At 69.1% G+C, this 17,560-nt stretch carries 13 protein-coding genes; 8 read left to right on the top strand and 5 right to left on the bottom strand.

What is annotated here, in order from left to right:
* Window positions 1-19: 19 nt before the first annotated feature.
* Window positions 20-2,032 (bottom strand): MDR family MFS transporter, encoded by a 2,013-nt coding sequence (locus tag HPO96_RS03705; protein ID WP_171670987.1) that lies wholly within the window; start codon window positions 2,030-2,032, stop codon window positions 20-22.
* A gap of 180 nt (window positions 2,033-2,212) precedes the next feature.
* On the opposite strand from HPO96_RS03705, the gene hemW reads away from it, so the two are divergent.
* The 5 genes from hemW to HPO96_RS03680 all read left to right on the top strand — a co-directional run bounded on the left by hemW (window position 2,213) and on the right by HPO96_RS03680 (window position 11,096).
* The gene (gene hemW, locus HPO96_RS03700) at window positions 2,213-3,424 is read left to right on the top strand and encodes a radical SAM family heme chaperone HemW (protein WP_171670985.1); all 1,212 of its coding nucleotides are present in this window, start codon (window positions 2,213-2,215) and stop codon (window positions 3,422-3,424) included.
* A gap of 95 nt (window positions 3,425-3,519) precedes the next feature.
* Window positions 3,520-5,850 carry a polysaccharide lyase 8 family protein gene (locus tag HPO96_RS03695; protein ID WP_171670984.1) on the top strand — a complete coding sequence of 777 codons (2,331 nt, stop codon included), beginning with the start codon at window positions 3,520-3,522 and terminating at the stop codon, window positions 5,848-5,850.
* A 202-nt stretch (window positions 5,851-6,052) separates the two neighbouring features.
* Complete coding sequence (locus HPO96_RS03690) at window positions 6,053-7,360, top strand: extracellular solute-binding protein (RefSeq protein WP_171670982.1); 1,308 nt, start codon at window positions 6,053-6,055, stop codon at window positions 7,358-7,360.
* 98 nt (window positions 7,361-7,458) lie between these two features.
* Entirely contained in the window at window positions 7,459-8,466 is a 1,008-nt protein-coding gene (locus HPO96_RS03685) for a LacI family DNA-binding transcriptional regulator (protein WP_171670980.1), read from the top strand.
* A gap of 65 nt (window positions 8,467-8,531) precedes the next feature.
* Window positions 8,532-11,096, top strand: a complete 2,565-nt coding sequence (locus HPO96_RS03680) for a DUF3376 domain-containing protein (protein ID WP_171670978.1) — start codon at window positions 8,532-8,534, stop codon at window positions 11,094-11,096.
* On the opposite strand, the gene HPO96_RS03675 is transcribed toward HPO96_RS03680, so the two are convergent.
* From HPO96_RS03675 to HPO96_RS03660, 4 genes are all read right to left on the bottom strand, one after another.
* The gene (locus HPO96_RS03675; RefSeq protein WP_171670976.1) at window positions 11,071-11,895 is read right to left on the bottom strand and encodes a DUF3097 family protein; all 825 of its coding nucleotides are present in this window, start codon (window positions 11,893-11,895) and stop codon (window positions 11,071-11,073) included. The genes HPO96_RS03680 and HPO96_RS03675 overlap by 26 nt on opposite strands.
* The gene (locus tag HPO96_RS03670; RefSeq protein WP_171670975.1) at window positions 11,888-13,396 is read right to left on the bottom strand and encodes an NCS1 family nucleobase:cation symporter-1; all 1,509 of its coding nucleotides are present in this window, start codon (window positions 13,394-13,396) and stop codon (window positions 11,888-11,890) included. The genes HPO96_RS03675 and HPO96_RS03670 overlap by 8 nt, the downstream gene beginning before the upstream one ends.
* A 45-nt stretch (window positions 13,397-13,441) precedes the next feature.
* Window positions 13,442-13,813 (bottom strand): DUF4870 domain-containing protein, encoded by a 372-nt coding sequence (locus tag HPO96_RS03665; RefSeq protein ID WP_171670973.1) that lies wholly within the window; start codon window positions 13,811-13,813, stop codon window positions 13,442-13,444.
* A 78-nt stretch (window positions 13,814-13,891) separates the two neighbouring features.
* Entirely contained in the window at window positions 13,892-14,665 is a 774-nt protein-coding gene (locus tag HPO96_RS03660; RefSeq protein ID WP_171670971.1) for an MBL fold metallo-hydrolase, read from the bottom strand.
* A gap of 84 nt (window positions 14,666-14,749) precedes the next feature.
* Here HPO96_RS03660 and HPO96_RS03655 point away from each other — a divergent pair, with 84 nt between their 5' ends.
* Genes HPO96_RS03655 through hrcA form a run of 3 tightly spaced genes read left to right on the top strand, consistent with a single transcriptional unit; the run spans window position 14,750 to window position 17,545 of the window.
* Entirely contained in the window at window positions 14,750-15,391 is a 642-nt protein-coding gene (locus HPO96_RS03655) for a ThuA domain-containing protein (RefSeq protein ID WP_337796499.1), read from the top strand.
* On the top strand, window positions 15,376-16,473 hold the full coding sequence (locus HPO96_RS03650) for a Gfo/Idh/MocA family protein (RefSeq protein WP_171670969.1): 1,098 nt from the start codon (window positions 15,376-15,378) through the stop codon (window positions 16,471-16,473). The genes HPO96_RS03655 and HPO96_RS03650 overlap by 16 nt, the downstream gene beginning before the upstream one ends.
* Window positions 16,474-16,522: 49 nt before the next feature.
* On the top strand, window positions 16,523-17,545 hold the full coding sequence (gene hrcA / locus HPO96_RS03645; protein ID WP_171672347.1) for a heat-inducible transcriptional repressor HrcA: 1,023 nt from the start codon (window positions 16,523-16,525) through the stop codon (window positions 17,543-17,545).
* Window positions 17,546-17,560 lie beyond the last annotated feature (15 nt).

Here is a 17,560-nt window from a genome sequence, read left to right as displayed (position 1 = left end):
GCTGCCGGAGGCTCGGCGGTCAGGCCGGGGTCAGCGGGGCGGCGTGTTTGCCGGTGGTCAGGGAGTGGCCTCGGTCGAGCATTTGTTCGGTGATGCGGTTGACGGCGGTGGCGAAGGCTTCGGGGTTTTCGGGGGACCAGTCGGCGAGGTGGGTGAGGAACCAGCGGCGGTAGGCGCCGATGAAGGATTGGAAGAGTTCGAGGCCGGTCGGGGTGAAGCGGTAGTGGCCGAGGGTTTCGGAGAGGTGGCCTAGGGCAACTAGTTGGGCGGCGAGGGGTTCGAAGGCGCCGGGTGGGACCTCGAGGTCGCCGGTGATCTCGGCGAGGGTGGCCGAGCCGGACTCGGCGCCGCCGCGGAAGACGCGCATGATCAGCCAGGCCTGGGCGAGGGTGAGCGGGATACCGGACTGGGCGAGGACTTCGGGGGCCGGGTTGCGTTTGTGGTGCTGGACGACGAGGGCGGCGAGTTTCTGGAGTTCGCGCTCGGAGTCGAAGGAAGCGGGGGCGGCGAAGTTCTCGCCGACGTCGCGGGCCGACATGCGGGCGGTGTCGCGGAGCGGGACCTCCTTGAGCAGGAGGGCGGTGAGGAAGCCGAGGGCGGCGACCGGGACGGCCCAGCGGAAGACGACGTGTAGGGAGTCGGCGTACGCCGCGGTGATCACCGTGCGGGCGGCGTCCGGCAGGCCGCGGACGCCTTCGACGGTTGACGCGAGACGTGCGTCGACCTGGGCGGCCTGGACGGCGGGGCCCAGCTTCTCCGGTAGTTGGTGGGCGTAGATCGAGCCGAAGACGGCGACTCCGAACGAGCTGCCCATCGTGCGCAGGAAGCTGACGCCGGAGGTGGCGACGCCGAGGTCGGCGTAGTCGACGGTGCTCTGGACGACGACGGTCGGCACCGGCATGCAGAGGCCGACGCCGACGCCGAGCACGACCATGAACCCGGCGGTGACGATGTACGACGTGTCGTTGCTCAGCAGCGAGAGCAGGAAGAGCCCGAGCGTGATCAGCACGGTGCCCACGATCGGGAAGATCCGGTAGCGCCCGGTCTTGCTGATCACCTGGCCGACGCCGATCGACGCGATCAGCAATCCGCCCACCAGCGGCAGCATCTGCAGGCCGGACTCCGTCGCCGAGGCGCCGTGCACGAACTGCAGGTACGTCGGCAGGTAGGTCACCCCGCCGAGCATCGCGAACCCGACGATGAAGCTCATGATCGAGCAGATCGTGAACACCCCGGAGCGGAACAACCGCAACGGCAGCAGCGGTTCGGCCGCGCGTTTCTCGGCGGCAACGAAGAGGCCCAGGGCAACGATCGACCCGATCGCCATCGCGATGATCACCGTCGACGTCCAGGCGTACTCGTTCCCGCCCCAGGTGGTGACCAGGGTCAGCCCGGTTGCGGCCAGGCCGATGAACAGGATGCCCAGATAGTCGATCCGCGGACTGACCGGCGCCTTCACCGACGGCAGCGTCAGCGAGGCGACGATCAGGACGACGATACCCAGCGGGATGTTCACGTAGAACGCCCAGCGCCAGCTCAGGTGGTCGACGAACAACCCGCCGAGCAGCGGGCCGGCGACCGTGGAGACGCCGAAGACCGAGCCCATCACGCCCTGATAGCGGCCGCGCTCGCTGAGCGGTACGACGTCCGCGATCACGGCCATCGCCGTCACCATCAGACCGCCGGCGCCGAGCCCCTGGATCGCGCGGGAGCCGACCAGCCACAGCATCGAATCCGCCATCCCGCAGAGCGCGGAGCCGGCCAGGAACAGCACGACGCTGAGCAGGAACATCCGTTTGCGCCCGTACAGGTCGCCGAACTTGCCGATCAGCGCGGTCATGATCGTCTCGGCCAGCAGGTACGACGTCACCACCCAGGACAGGTGGTTGGCGCCGCCCAGATCGCTGACGATCGTCGGCAGCGCGGTCGCCACGATCGTCTGATCGAGGGCCGCGAGCAACATTCCGAGCATGATCGCGACCACGACCGCGTTCCGGGTGCCGCGTCCGACCGGCTGAGCCTCGGTGTCCATGAGCTGAATGTAATCAGTCCAGCACGGAGTGCTACTACAGAACGACGGCGATCGGATGTCGATGGCACGAAGGGCAGGAGGTAGTCGAGTTGATCCGGCCGCCGCGCGGTGGGCGGCGGTCCGCTGGAGCCGGATTCGGGGTGGTATTTCCTGTCCTTCGTGCATCCGTACGATGGTGGCGTGCCGTCGACGTTGCCTGAGGGGGAGGTTGCGCCCCAGGATGGGGCGTTACCCGGTGCCGCCGTTCGTGAGGCGGCAGAGCGGCCGTTCGGCTTCTACCTGCATGTCCCGTTCTGCGCCTCGCGCTGCGGGTACTGCGATTTCAACACCTACACCGCCAAGGAGCTCGGCGGTGGCGGCTCGCAAGCGTCGTACGCCGAGTCCGCGGTCGGCGAAGTCCGGCTGGCCCGCCGCGTCCTCGAACGACTGGATCGGCCGGTCGAAACGATCTTCTTCGGCGGCGGGACGCCGACCCTGCTGCCGGCCGCCGACCTGGGCAAGATGCTCAAGGCCGTTCGGGACGAGTTCGGCCTCGCGCCAGGCGCCGAGGTGACCACCGAGGCGAACCCGGAGTCCGTCGATCCCGCCTACCTCGAAGCGCTGCTGGAGGCCGGTTTCACCCGGGTCAGCTTCGGTATGCAGAGCGCCTCGACCCACGTGCTCAAGATCCTCGATCGCCAGCACACGCCGGGCCGCGCGCTCCAGGCCGTCAAGGAGGCCACCGCCGCCGGTTTCGAGCACGTCAACCTCGACCTGATCTACGGCACGCCGGGCGAGTCGCTCGACGACTGGCGCGCGTCCCTCGAGTCCGCGCTCTCCGCCGACCCCGACCACGTCAGCGCCTATGCGCTGATCGTCGAGGACGGCACTCAGCTGGCCCGCCGCGTCCGCCGCGGCGAGCTCCCGATGCCGGACGACGACGACCTCGCCGACAAGTACGTCCTGGCCGACACCCTGCTCAGCCAGGCCGGCCTCACCTGGTACGAAGTCTCGAACTGGGCGCGGACGGACGCCGCCCGCTGCCGCCACAACGAGCTCTACTGGCGCGGCGACACCTGGTGGGGGATCGGCCCCGGCGCGCACAGCCACGTCGGCGGCGTCCGCTGGTGGAACGTCAAGCACCCCTCCGCGTACGCCGAGCGCATCGCCGCCCGCCACAGTCCGGCCCACGCGCGCGAGCTCCTGGACGACGAAACCCGCCGGATCGAGCGCGTGTTGCTGGAGGTCCGCCTCGCGGCCGGTCTGCCGCTCGACGTCCTGGACGCCGCGGGTCGCGCCGCCGTCGAGACTGTCCTCGCCGACGGTCTTGCGACCCTGACCGGCGGCCGCCTGGTCCTCACCGATCGCGGCCGGTTACTCGCGGACGCCGTCGTCCGCGAGCTGCTCCCATAGCAAACTGCTCGCAACTGATCGGTTCTGACCTGTTGACGACCTTTGCGGACACCTGCTGAGGTAAGGCAAGCGCTTACCCAGCCCAAGGAGACGCGATGCCCATCAGCCGCCGCCTGCTGTTGCAAACCGGTCTGGCCGCCGGAGCCCTCTCGACGATCGCGACCACCCCGGCCGCGGCCGCCGACGAGTTCGCCGCCCTCCGCACTCGCTGGTCCGACCTGGCCACCGGCGGCGCGATCGACCCGACGGACCCGGCGTACGCCGACGCGCTCGGAAAGCTGACCCGCCAGGCGCAAGGCTTCCTCGACACCCTGACTCCGGACGCCGACGCGCTCTGGCCGGACCTCCCGCTCAGCCCGACGTCCGGCAATTTCTCCCTGAGCTACAACCGGCTCAAGTCGATCGCCCTGGCCCGCGCGACACCCGGCACCACCCTCAACCAGGACCCTGCCGCCGTCCTCGCGAGCGCCCTCGACTTCCTCAACGAACGCGCCTACAACGAGTCCCTCCCCGAGACCGGCAACTGGTGGTTCTGGGAGATCGGCGCCCCGCGCGCCCTGCTCGACACCTGCGTGCTCGCGTACGACATCCTGTCCGACACTCAGCGCGCCGCGTACCTGCGTGCCGTCGACCGCTTCGTCCCCGACCCGAACCGGCGTACCAACTCGCCGTCCGTCCGCGAGACCGGCGCGAACCGCGTCGACAAGGCCCTGATCGTCGCGCTCCGCGGCCTGGTCGGCTCGGATGCCGCCAAGGTCGCCGCGGCCCGCGATGCGCTCAGCGACGTCGCCGAAGCCGGTAAGAACAGCGTCTTCACCTACGTCACCAGCGGCGACGGCTTCTACCGCGACGGCTCGTTCGTCCAGCACGGCAACCTCGCGTACGTCGGCACCTACGGCAACGTCGCCCTCGGCGGCATCGCCAACCTGCTCGCGCTGCTCGGCGGATCGACCTGGGAGATCACCGACCCGAATCGCGCCGTCGTACTCGACGCGGTCGCCGCGAGTTTCGCGCCGTTCGTCGTGAACGGCCTGATGATGGACGCCGTCTCCGGTCGCGCGATCTCCCGTGAGAAGGCCGGCGATCACCGCAACGGACACGCGACCACCTCGACCGTCCTGCTGCTCGCGAGCGGTGTCGCCGCGCCGTACGCCGCCGACTACCGCGCGCTCGCCAAGGGCTGGCTGACCCGCGATCGCCTGAACGACTACTTGCCCTCGGCATCGATTCCCGACCTGGCCCGCGCCAAGGCGGTGCTGGCCGATCCCGCCGTCCCGGCGGCGCCCGCGAAACCCGGCCACTTCCAGTTCCACCACCAGGATCGCGTCGTGCATCGCCGTCCCGGCTGGACGTTCGCGATCGCGATGTCATCGAAGCGAATGGCCCGCTACGAATGGGGTAACGGCGAGAACCTGCGCGGCTGGTACGTCGGCGACGGCATGACGTATCTCTACAACGACGACCACTCCCAGTTCTTCGACGCCTTCTGGCCGACCGTCGACGCCCAGCGCCTGCCCGGTACGACGGTCAGCGCCAAACCCCGCCAGCCGCACGCCGGGACGGCCGGCACCGGAACGATCGCCGCGTACGCCGAATGGGTCGGTGGCGCCTCGTACCGGAACACGATCGGCGCCGTCGGCATGCACCTGATCAACCACGACAAGTCCTTACAAGCAAAGAAGTCCTGGTTCTGCCTCCCCGACGCGATCGTTGCCCTGGGCGCCGGAATTTCCGGTACCGACGGCTTCCCGGTCGAGACCGTCGTCGAGAATCGCAACCTGCACGCGGACGGCGCCGCCCGGCTGCTCGTCGACGGCCGAACCGGCGCCAATACGCAGTACGCCGATCCGCGCTGGGCTCACCTCGAAGGCGTCGGCGGCTACGTCTTCCCCAACGGCGGCCGCCTCCGGGCGCACCGGGAGGACCGGACCGGCTCCTGGTCGGAGATCAACGTCGGTAACGACACCGGCGGCTCGACCACGCCGCACACCCGCCGCTACCAGTCGCTCGTCCTCGAACACGACCGGGACGCCTACGCCTACATCCTCCTCCCCGGCGCCACGCCCGCGCAGACCGCGCGGCACTGCGGGGTCACGATCGTGGCGAACATCGCGGCCGTCCAGGCGATCCGCTCCGGGCAGGTGACGATGGCCAACTTCTGGACGCCGGCGACCGCCGCCGGCATCACCTCGGACGGCCCGGCCTCGGTCGTCGTCGGCCGTGAGAACCGCACGCTGACCGTCGCGGTCGCCGACCCGTCCCGGACCGCGACCACTGTCCGGATCACGATCGACCGCCGAGCCGGCGCCGTCCTGACCGCCGATCCGTCCGTCACCGTCGTCGAGACCGGCGGCCGGCTCGTCCTCGAGATCGCCGTCGGCGGCAGCCGGGGCGCGACCCACACCGCATCCTTCCGAGACCGATGATTCTCACAGCCCGTGATCACCACACCGTAATCGGCGTGGTTCACAGCGTGACAACGCTGCATAGTATGTACTGACCTGTACTGCTCGGTATCTCAGAGTGATCATCCAGTGCTTGACATACCCGGTGGAGAGCCAAGAAACTCGGCACACTTTCGCGATCCGAGAGCGCTCTCAACCCGTCCAGTTCTCAGGGAGCCATTCCATGCGGCGCAGAAACGGTGCCGGCAACCGCCCCATAGCAATTCTCCTCGCCTGCAGCCTCACACTGCTGGCAGGTGCGTGCGGATCGTCCGGCGGCGCCGGCGATCAGCCGAAGGTCGAGCTGACCATCGCCACCTTCAACGAGTTCGGGTACACCGAGCTGTACGACGAGTACATGGCCGCGCACCCGAACGTCCGGATCGTCGAGCGCAAGGCGGAGACCGTCGACGCGCACATCAAGAACCTCGACACCAACCTGGCCAGCGGGTCCGGGATGGCCGATATCGAGGCGATGGAGATCGGCTGGATCTACAAGTACCTGGCCAAGGCCGACCAGTTCGTCGACCTGCGCGAGTACGGCGCCGCCGAGCTGAAGGACCGCTGGCTGGACTGGAAGGTCGCCGGCGCCACCACCCAGGACGGCCGCGTGATCGGCTACGGCACCGATATCGGCCCGGAGGCGATCTGCTACCGGCGCGACCTGTTCGCCAAGGCGGGTCTGCCGACCGATCGGGCCGAGGTCGCTCAGCTGTTCTCCGACTGGCCGGCGTACTTCGCGGCCGGTCGTCGGTTCAAGCAGAAGGTGCCGGGCTCGGCCTGGTACGACTCCGCCGTCCTGACCTGGGAGGCGATGCGCAACCAGCTGATCCAGGCGTACTACTCCAACCAGGATCGCTTCCTGGGCGCCGAGAACCAGCTGCTCAAGACCACCTGGGACCAGGTCGTCCAGGGCAGTGCGCACGGCCTGTCGGCCCGGCTCCCGGCCTGGACACCCGCCTGGAACAAGGCGTTCAAGACCGACGCGTTCGCGACGATGGCCTGCCCGGGCTGGCTGCTCGGCGTCATCCAGGACAACGCGGGTAACTGGGGCAAGGGCAAGTGGGACGTCGCCGACGTCTTCCCCGGCGGCGGCGGGAACTGGGGCGGGTCGTACCTGACCGTCCCGAAACAGTCCCCGCAGGCCGCCGAGGCGGCCCGGCTCGCCGCCTGGCTGACGGCGCCGGAGCAGCAGGTCAAGGTCTTCAAGAAGGTCGGCTCGTTCCCGTCCACCCTGGACGCGTACGACGACGCCCAGGTGAAGTCGCAGGTGAACCCGTACTTCAACAACGCGCCGGTCGGCCAGATCTTCGTCAACCGGGCCCGGGCGGTGATCCTCAAACAGCACAAGGGCCCGCGCGAGGGCGAGATCAACCAGATCTTCAGCGCCGCGCTGACCAAGGTCGACGAGGGTAAACAGAACCCGGCCGCGGCCTGGACGTCGGCGCTACAGGGCGCCGAGCAGGCGGCCAACACGCGGTCGAGTGGCTGATCCTCCGGACGGCGGAAGTTCCGGGACCGGTAACGCAAGAAAATAACCCCGGAAAGTAATACGGTGTGAAGCCACACCAGCCGACCGCGGGAGGACCGATGAACGATTCAGGTTCGCCCACGCTCGAACAGGTGGCGGCGCTCGCGGGAGTCTCCCGGGCGACCGTCTCCCGGGTGGTGAACGGATCGCCGAAGGTGCTGCCGGAGACGGTGGCGCTGGTCGAGCGCGCGATCGGCGCGCTCGGCTACGTGCCGAACCGGGCCGCCCGCGCGCTGGTCACCCGCCGGACGGATTCGGTCGCGATGGTCGTCCCGGAGCCCGACAGCCGCGTGTTCTCGGATCCGTTCTTCGCCGGCATGCTGCGCGGCGTCAGCCGGACGCTCGCGCCCACGTCGTCCCAGCTGGTGCTGCTGCTCGAGCCCGCCGAGGGCGATGACCGGCGGTTGCTGCGCTACTTGCGTGGCGGCCACGTCGACGGCGCGATCGTGATCAGCCACCACGGCCGCGACAACGTCCTGCAGGAGCTGGCCCAGTTGCCGCTCCCGATCGTCTTCAGCGCCCGTCCGCTGGGCGTCGACGTCCCGGTCGCGAGTGTGGACGTCGACAACGTCGTCGGCGCGAAGACCGCGGTCGAGCATCTGCTGAGCATCGGTCGCCGCAAGCTCGGCACGGTCGCCGGGCCGCTCGACATGACCGCGGGCCTGGATCGGCTGACCGGCTATCAGAGCGCGATGTCCGCAGCCGGCCTGCCGGAGGCCGTCGCGTACGGTGATTTCACGGCCGACGGCGGTGAGCAGGCCGCGGTGAAACTGCTCGACGAACACCCCGACCTGGACGGCATCTTCGTCGCCAACGACCTGATGGCGACCGCCGTGTTGCGGGTGCTGTCCGAGCGCGGCCGCCGGGTGCCCGCGGATGTCGCGGTGGTCGGTTTCGACGACTCCGTGCTCGCGACCACGACGACGCCGAAGCTGACGACGGTCCGCCAGCCGGTCGAGCTGCTCGGGACGCGGCTGGCCGAGATCCTGCTGGCGAAGATCGGCGGCGCCGACCTGACCAGCTCGGAGGTCTACGGAACCGAGCTGATCGTTCGCGATTCTGCCTGAATCGTTGCTCGATCCGCTGTTGCTCTGGCCCGCTTCAGTAACTCATCGTAGTAGTGGTGAGGCAAATGAGTGACCATGAGATCCGGATCGCCCTGGTTCTGAACGGCGGCGTCAGCCTGGCCGTGTGGATGGGCGGCGTGACCCATGAGCTCGACCTGATCCGGCGCGCGTCCGGTCCCGGCGACGCGCCCGGGCCGCGGCCGTACGACGAGATCCTGGCCGAGCGCTGGCGGGAGCTGTGCCACCGCGGCAACGAACGCCGGCGCGTCGTGGTCGACGTGATCGCCGGCACCAGCGCGGGCGGCCTGAACGGCTCGCTGCTGGCGACCGCGATCTCGAACGGCTCGACCCTCGATCCGGACGGCGTCAACGGCCCGTGGCTGCGGGAGAAGTGGATCGGGCTGGGCTCGCTGGAGGTCGGCAAACTCGTTCCGGCGGCCGGGGTGAAGTCGACCTCGGTGCTGGACGGCAACTACTTCCTGCACGAGCTCGGCAACTTGCTGAAGGACGTCGCGGACGCCGGTGAAACCGCGGCCGAGGAGCCGGTGACGCTGTTCGTCACCGCGTCCGGGCTCGGCGTTCAGCAGTTCGAGGCGAAGGATGCGGCCGGTCAGCGGTTCGTCGTCCCCGATCATCGGTACCTGTTCGCGTTCACGAGTGAGAAGACCGCGAAGTACGACGGCACGCAGTTCGTCGACCAGGAGACGAACGGGCTCGCCGACACGGGGTTGCTGGCCAGGGCCGCCCGCGCTTCGGCGTCGTACCCGGCCGCCTTCGGGCCGGTTCTGGAGACGCCGCAACTGGCTGCAGCGCCGCCGCGGATGCGGCCGAACAACAACGAGTCCGGCGCCTGGCTGGTCGACGGCGGTGTGCTCGACAACGCGCCGTTCGGGCCGGTGCTCGATGTGGTCGCGCGCCGACCGGTTGCCGGTCGGGCGAGCCGATACGTGCTGTACGTCGTACCGTCGGCCGGGATCGGGAGCGCCGAGACGGCCTTGCCGGAGGCGAAGGAGCCGAGCTGGCGGGTGGCCGCGCTGTCGGCGGTCCAGTTCCCCCGTGAGGTGGACTTCCGGTCCGACGTCGAGCAGCTCGAACGGCTGCTGCTGGAGGCGGATGCCTCCTGGTCGGACACCCAGCGGCTCTTCGATCGTTGCATCGAGCAACCAGTAGAGCGGGAGCGGTTGCGGACGGCGGCGAAGGCGCTGCAACCGGCGTACGCGCGGGGCCGGGCGGCCGGCGGCGTCTGGGAGGCGGTGACGATCGCGAGTCATGACCAGTCGACCGTGCTGGATGCCGCGAGCGCGCTGTCCGAGGTGGAGATCGACGAGATCCTCGCGACCGATCATCCCTGGGTGCCCGACCCGGACGGCGCGACCGACCCGCTGCGCAAGGATGCCGACGGCAACCCGCTCTGGCTGTGGGGGACCGGCGCCGCCGAGCGGATCATCCGGCTCATCCTGCGCTCGTTGCGGGCGCGGATCGAGGTCGCGCCGGTAGAGGCGCGGCCCGCGCTGGAGTACCGGCTGAAGGCGACCAGCGACTGTCTGCTGCATGTCCAGGCCGTTCGGGATGCATTGACCGACCGGCTGCTGACGGCGGATCTCGACCTCCGGCCGGCCGGAGGCGCCGAGGCGATCGCGGTCGGGCTCACCGACATCTTCGAGGACCTTCAGATCCAGGCCGCGCTCGGGACGGCGTTCGCCGACCTGATCGACGGCATCGGCGCGGAGCTCGTCGACGCCGCGCTCGAAGTCGAGATCGTCTCGCGCTGTACGTCGGCGCGGACGCCGCAGCAGCGCAGCGCGCCGTTCCAGTTCCTCCGGCTCGGGCCGGATATCCCGCTGACCCTGCTGGACGACCTGCCCGCCGGCTCGATCGCCGAAGATCTGAAAGACCGCATCCTGTACGGCAGCCAGGTCGGGCACTTCGGCGCGTTCGGCGCCGCAGGCTGGCGGCGATGGGATTGGCTGATGGGCCGCCTGCACTGCGTCGCCCACCTGGGCGCGATGCTCGGCGCCGACGCGGACTGGATTCGCGAGACCCAGCGCCAGGTGCTGAAAGCCGAGGACTGGAAGCCCGCGGCGGTCGCCGAGCGGATCCAGCGCCTGGCCGAGGACTTCCCGGCCGAAGCCGGGCTGGCCGCGCTGACGACGATGCGCGACGAGCTCAATCAGTCGCCCGAGGGACGCGCGACCACCAAGGGATTGGCCGACCGGATGGTCGATGTCTCCGGGGGCCTCGGCCCGCAGGTCGGCACCGCGATCAAGGCGATGGCCGGGCGCAAGGAGCAGCCGGAGTCCTGGCTGCTGCGGACGGCGCGCTGGTTCACCGCACCTGCTCGGGAGACCGCGTGGGACCGGATTGTGCGCGGGGCCAAGCTGACTCCGGCCAAGCGGCCGTTGCTGTTCGAGCCGTGGCTGCCGCTGGCCGGGCTGGGCGTCGGCGTCCTGTTGCTCGTTGTCGCCGCGCTGGCCGGCAGTGTGCTGTTCGGCGTCCTGGCTGGGGTGTTCCTGGCGCTCGGAGTGGTGCTGGCTGCGGTGACGATGTTCGTGCGCCGGGCGCGGCAGCTGATCCGGGGCTGGATCGAGCGCCGCATCCCCGAGATCAGTCCAGCGTCACGAAATCGATGAGCTCCTCGACCCGGCCGAGCAGCGACGGGTCGAGATCGGCGAAGCTGGTCACCTTGGACAGGATGTGCTTCCAGGCGGCGGCGACGTCGGCCTGGTCGGTGGCCGGCCAGCCGAACGACTGCAGCACGCCCTTCTTCCAGTCCTGGCCGTGCGGGATCCGCGGCCAGGCGGCGATCCCGACCGACGCGGGTTTGATCGCCTCCCAGACGTCGATGAACGGGTGCCCGACGACTTTCACGTACCGGTTGTCGATCTGCGCGGCGATCTTGGACTCCTTGGAGCCCTCGACCAGATGGTCGACCAGGACGCCGAGGCGGCGGCCGGGGCCGGGCTGGAACCGGTTCACGATCCCGAGCAGGTCGTCGATCCCTTCGAGGTACTCGACGACGACGCCCTCGATCCGCAGGTCGTCACCCCAGACCTTCTCGACCAGCTCGGCGTCGTGCCGGCCCTCGACGTAGATCCGGCCGGCCCGCGCGACCTTGGCCCGGACGTTGTCGACGGCCACCGAGCCGGACGCCGTCCGCGTCTTCTTCGCCGGGCCGGCCTTCTTCGGCGCGATCAGGCTGACCGGTTTGCCGTCCAGCCAGAAGCCCGGGCCGAGCGGGTAGGTGCGGATCTTGCCGTGCCGGTCCTCGAGGTCGACGACCCCGTGCTCCCAGCGCACGATCGCGCCGACGAATCCCGACGTCGGCTCCTCGACCACCATGCCCTTCTCGATCTCGACCTCGACGGTCCGCCCGTTCTTGGGCTTGCGCCAGTCCCCACTCAGTACGTCGTTCCCATACCGATCAGCCACGCGGCGACTTTACAAGCTTGCTGAGCGCCAGGTAGGCAACGAAACCGGCGACCAGACCGACTGCCCACGAGTAGTCGTAGAGCGGCTTCAGGAACGGGATCAGACCATCAGCCGGGAACGGGCCGGCGCCGGGGTTGCTGTAAGCGCCGCCGACGGCCAGGACGGCGCCGAACAGCGTTGCGACCACGGCGCGCCAGTTCCAGCCCGAGGCGTACCAGTAGCGGCCCGACGAACGGTAGAGCGCGGGGAGATCGAGCTGCGTGCGGTCGAGGAACCAGTAGCCCGCGATCAGCACGCCCGCGACCGACGCGAGCAGGCCGCCGTAGAACGACAGCCAGACGAAGATGTAGATCGACGGGTCCGAGATCAGCCGCCAGGGCTGGATCACGATCCCGATCACGCCGGTGAGCAGACCCGCCGTCCGGAAGTTCAGCCAGCGCGGCAACGCGTTGGCGAAGTCGTACGACGGGCTGACCACGTTGGCCGCGACGTTGCAGGACATCGTCGCGAGGATCGCCATCACCAGACCGATCGTCACGACCAGCGGGTTCTCGAAGCGGCGGGTCAGCTCGACCGGGTCCCAGATCGCGGAGCCGTAGAGCACGACCGTGCCCGAGGTGGTGATGATCGAGACCAGCGCGATGAACGACATCGTCGTCGGCAGGCCGATGATCTGACCCCAGACCTGCTGGCGCTGGCCCTTCCCGAACCGGGTGAAGTCGGGCATGTTCAGCGACAGCGTGGCCCAGAACGCGATCATGCCCATCAGCGAGGGCGCGAAGATCTTCCAGAAGTCGGCGTCCCAGCCGAGGGCCGACGGCTGGGACAGGATCGGCCCGAGGCCGCCGGCCTTCACCAGGACGGCGATCATCAGCGCCAGGAAGGCCACTGTGACGAGCGGGGCGGCCCAGTTCTCGAACCGCCGCAGCCCTTCGATCCCACGCCAGATCAGCACCATCTGGAGCGCCCAGAAGAACGCGAAACTCAGCCACAGCGTCCACGGGTGCCCACCGATCGCACCCGCGTCCGTCCAGCTCTTCCCGAGCAGCTCGCCGACGATCACGTAGATCGCCTGGCCGCCGATCCAGGTCTGGATCCCGAACCAGCCGCAGGCGATGAACGCCCGCAGCAGGGCCGGGAAGTTCGCCCCGCGGACGCCGTAGAAGGCGCGCGCGAAGACCGGGAACGGGATGCCGTACTTCGTTCCCGCGTGGCTGTTCAGCAGCAGCGGGATCAGCACGATCAGGTTGCCCAGGGTGATCGTGATGAACGCCTGCAGCCAGTTCATCCCGAGCGCGACCAGGCCCGCGGCGAGCAGGTAGCTGGGGATGTTGTGCGCCATCCCCATCCACAAGGCGGCGTAGTTGTACGTCGACCAGTTCCGCTCGGCCAGCCGGGTCGGCGCCAGTTCGGCGTTCCCGTACCTGCTGTCCGCGATCGCGGCCGGATCGGTCAGCTCGACCCGGCCGTCCGGGTGCGTGGTCTGCTCAGTGGTGGCCATGGAACAAGTTGCGCCCTTCCCCCAACTCGTGTCAACGAGTAACTGCTACTTCACCAATCGCAGCGCGAACGGGTACGTGTACGGCTCGCCCTTGCTGGCGGCGATCGTCGCGATGATCGCGAACACGATCGCGGCGACCCAGATCACGAAGCCGGTGATGATGCCGATGAAGACGACCGACAGCACCGCGGACGCGACGTACCCGATCGTCACGGTGATCTGGAAGTTCAGCGACTCGACGGAGTGCGCGCGCACCATCGCCGACTTCGGGCCCTGGACGAGCAGCACGATCAGCGGTGCGAGGAAGCCGAGCACGATGGTGCCGATATGGGCCAGCAGGGCCCAGGTGCGCTCCTCGTCGGGACGCAGCGGCTGCGGCTGGTACGGCGGCTGGAAGTTGTTCTGCGGTTCGGTCATGACCAAACGGTAGGGCTGGGCAAGGCTCCGGGCGATCACTTGTCGAGAACGATCCGGCAGCGGTGCGCCTTCGGGCAATCAGCTGGGGCCGAGCAGCGGGATGGTCGGGCGGCGGGGCGCGCCCAGCACGCCGTACGCGCGCTTGATCGCGTCCTGCAGGCCGGAGACCTCCCAGGGCCAGCCGTCGGTGTGCGCGAGCGCCTTGTCCAGCGGCGTACCGGCGTGGTGCAGATCGGAGATCGTGTTCGCGACCTGGCCGAGATCGGCGGACTGGTTGCGGGCGAACTCGGCGTCCACGACGGCGCCGTGGCCGGGGACGACGATCGCGCCGGCCGGCATCGTGCCGATCACGCGCTCCAGGGTGTCCGGCCATTCGAGCGGGAAGGAGTCGTCGCCGTACTGCGGGGGCTGCGACTCCTCGACCAGGTCGCCGAGGAAGAAGACGTTCACATCCGGGACGACGGCGACCGCGTCACCCGCGGTGTGCGCGTTGCCGAGGTAGAGCAGCTCGACCCGGCGGTCGCCGAGGTCGATCACCTTCGCGACCGCGAACGTCTCCGCGACCAGCCCCTCGACCGCGGCCACGGTGTTCTCGTGCGCGTACGCCGTCGCTCCGGTGAAGACGCTGTTGCCGTTCACGTGGTCGAAATGCGAGTGGGTGTTGACGATCCAGCGCACCGGCAGGTCGGTCAGCTCACGGATGTGCTCCCGCAGCTGCTCGGCCTCTTCGGTCGTCGCCCGGGTGTCGACCACCAGCGCGCCGTCGCTGCCCACCACCAGACCGACGTTCAGATCCCACTCGTCGTACCGCCGGACCCAGCACCGATCGCCGATCTCATTCCACGCGCTCACGCGTCGACAGTACTAGAGCGTCTCGCTTAAGGTCGTTTCCGAATCTTCCGACAGTGATTGCGAAACTTTCGAAGGGCGGTCGGTGTGACGACACGACGTGCGCTGGTGGTGCGAGGCGGCTGGGACGGGCATGTGCCGGTCGAGGCGACCGAGTTGTTCATTCCGTACCTGAAGGAGAACGGCTACGACGTCACCACGTCGGAGTCGACCGAGAGCTACCTCGACCTGGACGGCGTCGACCTGGTGCTGCAGTGCGTCTCGATGGGGGAGACGAAGCCGGAGCACATCCGCGCGCTGCTGGACGCCGTCCGCGGCGGCGCCGGGTTCGCCGGCTGGCACGGCGGCATCGTGGACTCGTTCCGCGACAACACCGACTACCAGTTCCTCACCGGCGGGCAGTTCATCTCGCACCCGCACAACTTCACCGACTACCGCGTCGAGGTGGTCGCGGAGCACCCGATCGTCGAGGGCATCACGCACTTCGACGTCCACACCGAGCAGTACTACCTGCACGCCGACCCGACCAACGACGTGCTGGCGACCACCACCTTCGCCGCGCATCCGGACTACCCGTGGATCGAGGGCGCCGTGATGCCGGCGGTCTGGACGCGCACCTGGGGTGCAGGGCGGGTGTTCGTCTGCACGGTCGGTCACAAGCTCGACGACTTCGACGTCCCCGAAGTCCGGACGATCATCGAGCGGGGGCTGCTGTGGGCGAGCAAGTGACCCGCGTCGGCATTGTCGGCACCGGCGTCATCTCCGGCACCTATCTCGACCATCTGGCCAAGCTCCCCGGTGTCGAGGTCGCTGCGGTCGCGGACCTCGACACCGCCCGCGCTGAGGCCGCCGCCACCGACAGCATCCGCGCCCTGACGCCAGAACAGCTGTACGCCGCCGACGACATCGACCTGGTCGTGAACCTGACCATCCCGGCCGCGCATGCCGCCGTCCATCAGGCGGCGATGGATGCCGGTAAGCATGTGTACGGTGAGAAGCCGCTGGCGCTCGATCGAGCTGAAGCCGAGCCGTTGCTCAAGTACGCCGCTGCCAACGACCTGCGGATCGGCTGCGCACCGGACACCGTCCTGGGCACCGGAACGCAGACTGCCCGCGCAGTGATCGACCGCGGTGACATCGGCGTACCGCATGCCGCTACCGCCTTCATGGTGACGCCGGGGCACGAGCTGTGGCATCCGGCACCGGAGTTCTACTACCAGCGCGGCGGTGGCCCGGTGCTCGACATGGGGCCGTACTACGTGACCAGCCTGGTGACTCTGCTCGGTCCGGTCCGTCGGGTGACCGCACGGGCCGGTACGGCGAAGCAGCAGCGGGAGATCCACACCGGGCCCCGAGCCGGGACGGTCTTCGACGTCGAGGTGCCGACGCACGTCACCGGCGTACTGGAGCACGAGTCCGGTGCACTGACCACTGTGCTGATGTCGTTCGACGTGTGGGCCGGGCGGCTGCCGCGGATCGAGGTCCACGGCACGGACGGCAGTCTGTCGGTTCCGGACCCGAACGGCTTCGACGGGACGGTCGAGATGGTCACTCCGGCGCAGCGGGAGTGGACCGAGGTTCCGGTCGCCGGCGGGTACCCCGGGGCAGGCCGCGGGGTCGGTGTGGCCGATATGGCGCGGGCTTTGCGCAACGGCGAGCCGCACCGGGCGAGCGGCGAACTGGCGTACCACGTGCTCGACGTACTGGAGTCTTTTGTGGAGTCCGCCGTCCGGGACGAGCCGCTTGATGTGGTCAGTACAGTGACGCGCCCCGCAGCCGTTCCGTTGGGAGCGTCGCCCGACAGCGCCTAGACTGGCACTCTGAACTTGTGAGTGCCAAGGTCTGGAGAGGGTGGTGCGCGTGCTGGACGAGCGCAAGCTGGATGTACTCCGCGCCATCGTCGAGGACTACGTCGCGACCCACGAGCCGGTCGGCTCCAAGACGCTGGTCGACCGGCACAACCTCGGAGTCTCCCCGGCCACGGTCCGCAACGACATGGCCGTGCTGGAGGAGGAGGGGTACATCACCCAGCCGCACACCAGCGCCGGCCGGATCCCGACCGACGCCGGGTACCGGCTGTTCGTCGACAAGCTGAGCACGGTCAAGACGCTGTCGGCCGCCGAGAAGAAGGCGATCACGTCGTTCCTCGGCGGCGCCGTCGACCTGGACGACGTCGTCCGGCGGACGGTCCGGCTGCTGGCGCAGATCACCCGCCAGGTCGCCATCGTGCAGTACCCCTCGCTGAACCGGTCGAGCGTCCGGCACGTCGAGGTGGTCACGATGACGCCGCGGCGGCTGCTGCTCGTGCTGATCACCAGCAACGGGCGCGTCGAGCAGCGGATCGTCGAGCTGCCGAACGACATCGAGGAGCAACTGGTCGCCGATCTGCGCTCCCGGCTGAACACGGCCATGGTCGGCCAGCGGCTGACCGAGGCGACGACGACGCTGGCCAACGTCACCGAGACCTTCGCGCCGGCCGACCGGCCGCTGGTCGCGGCGATCGTGACCACGCTGCTGGAGGCCTTCACCGACGAGATGGGCGAGCAGCGGATCGCTGTCGGCGGCGCGGCCAACCTGACCCGCTACGGCGACGACTTCGAGCGGAACGTGAAACCGGTGCTGGAGGCGCTGGAGGAGCACGTCATCCTGCTCAAGCTGCTCGGCGAGGCGACGCACCCGCAGACCCTGACCGTCCGCATCGGGCACGAGAACCCGTACGAGGAGCTGGCCACCACCTCGGTGGTCGCGACCGGGTACGGGTCGAAGTCGGAGGCGCTGGCCACCCTCGGCATCGTCGGCCCGACCCACATGGACTACCCGAGCACGATGGGCGCGGTCCGCGCCGTCGCGCGTTACGTCAGCCAGATCCTGGCCGACTCCTGATGAACGCAACCAACC

The sequence above is a fragment of the Kribbella sandramycini genome, assembly GCF_013131805.1.
Classification (GTDB): Bacteria; Actinomycetota; Actinomycetes; order Propionibacteriales; family Kribbellaceae; genus Kribbella; species Kribbella sandramycini.
Note: the sequence above shows the minus strand (reverse complement) of the source record. Positions and strands in the feature narration are given on the sequence as shown.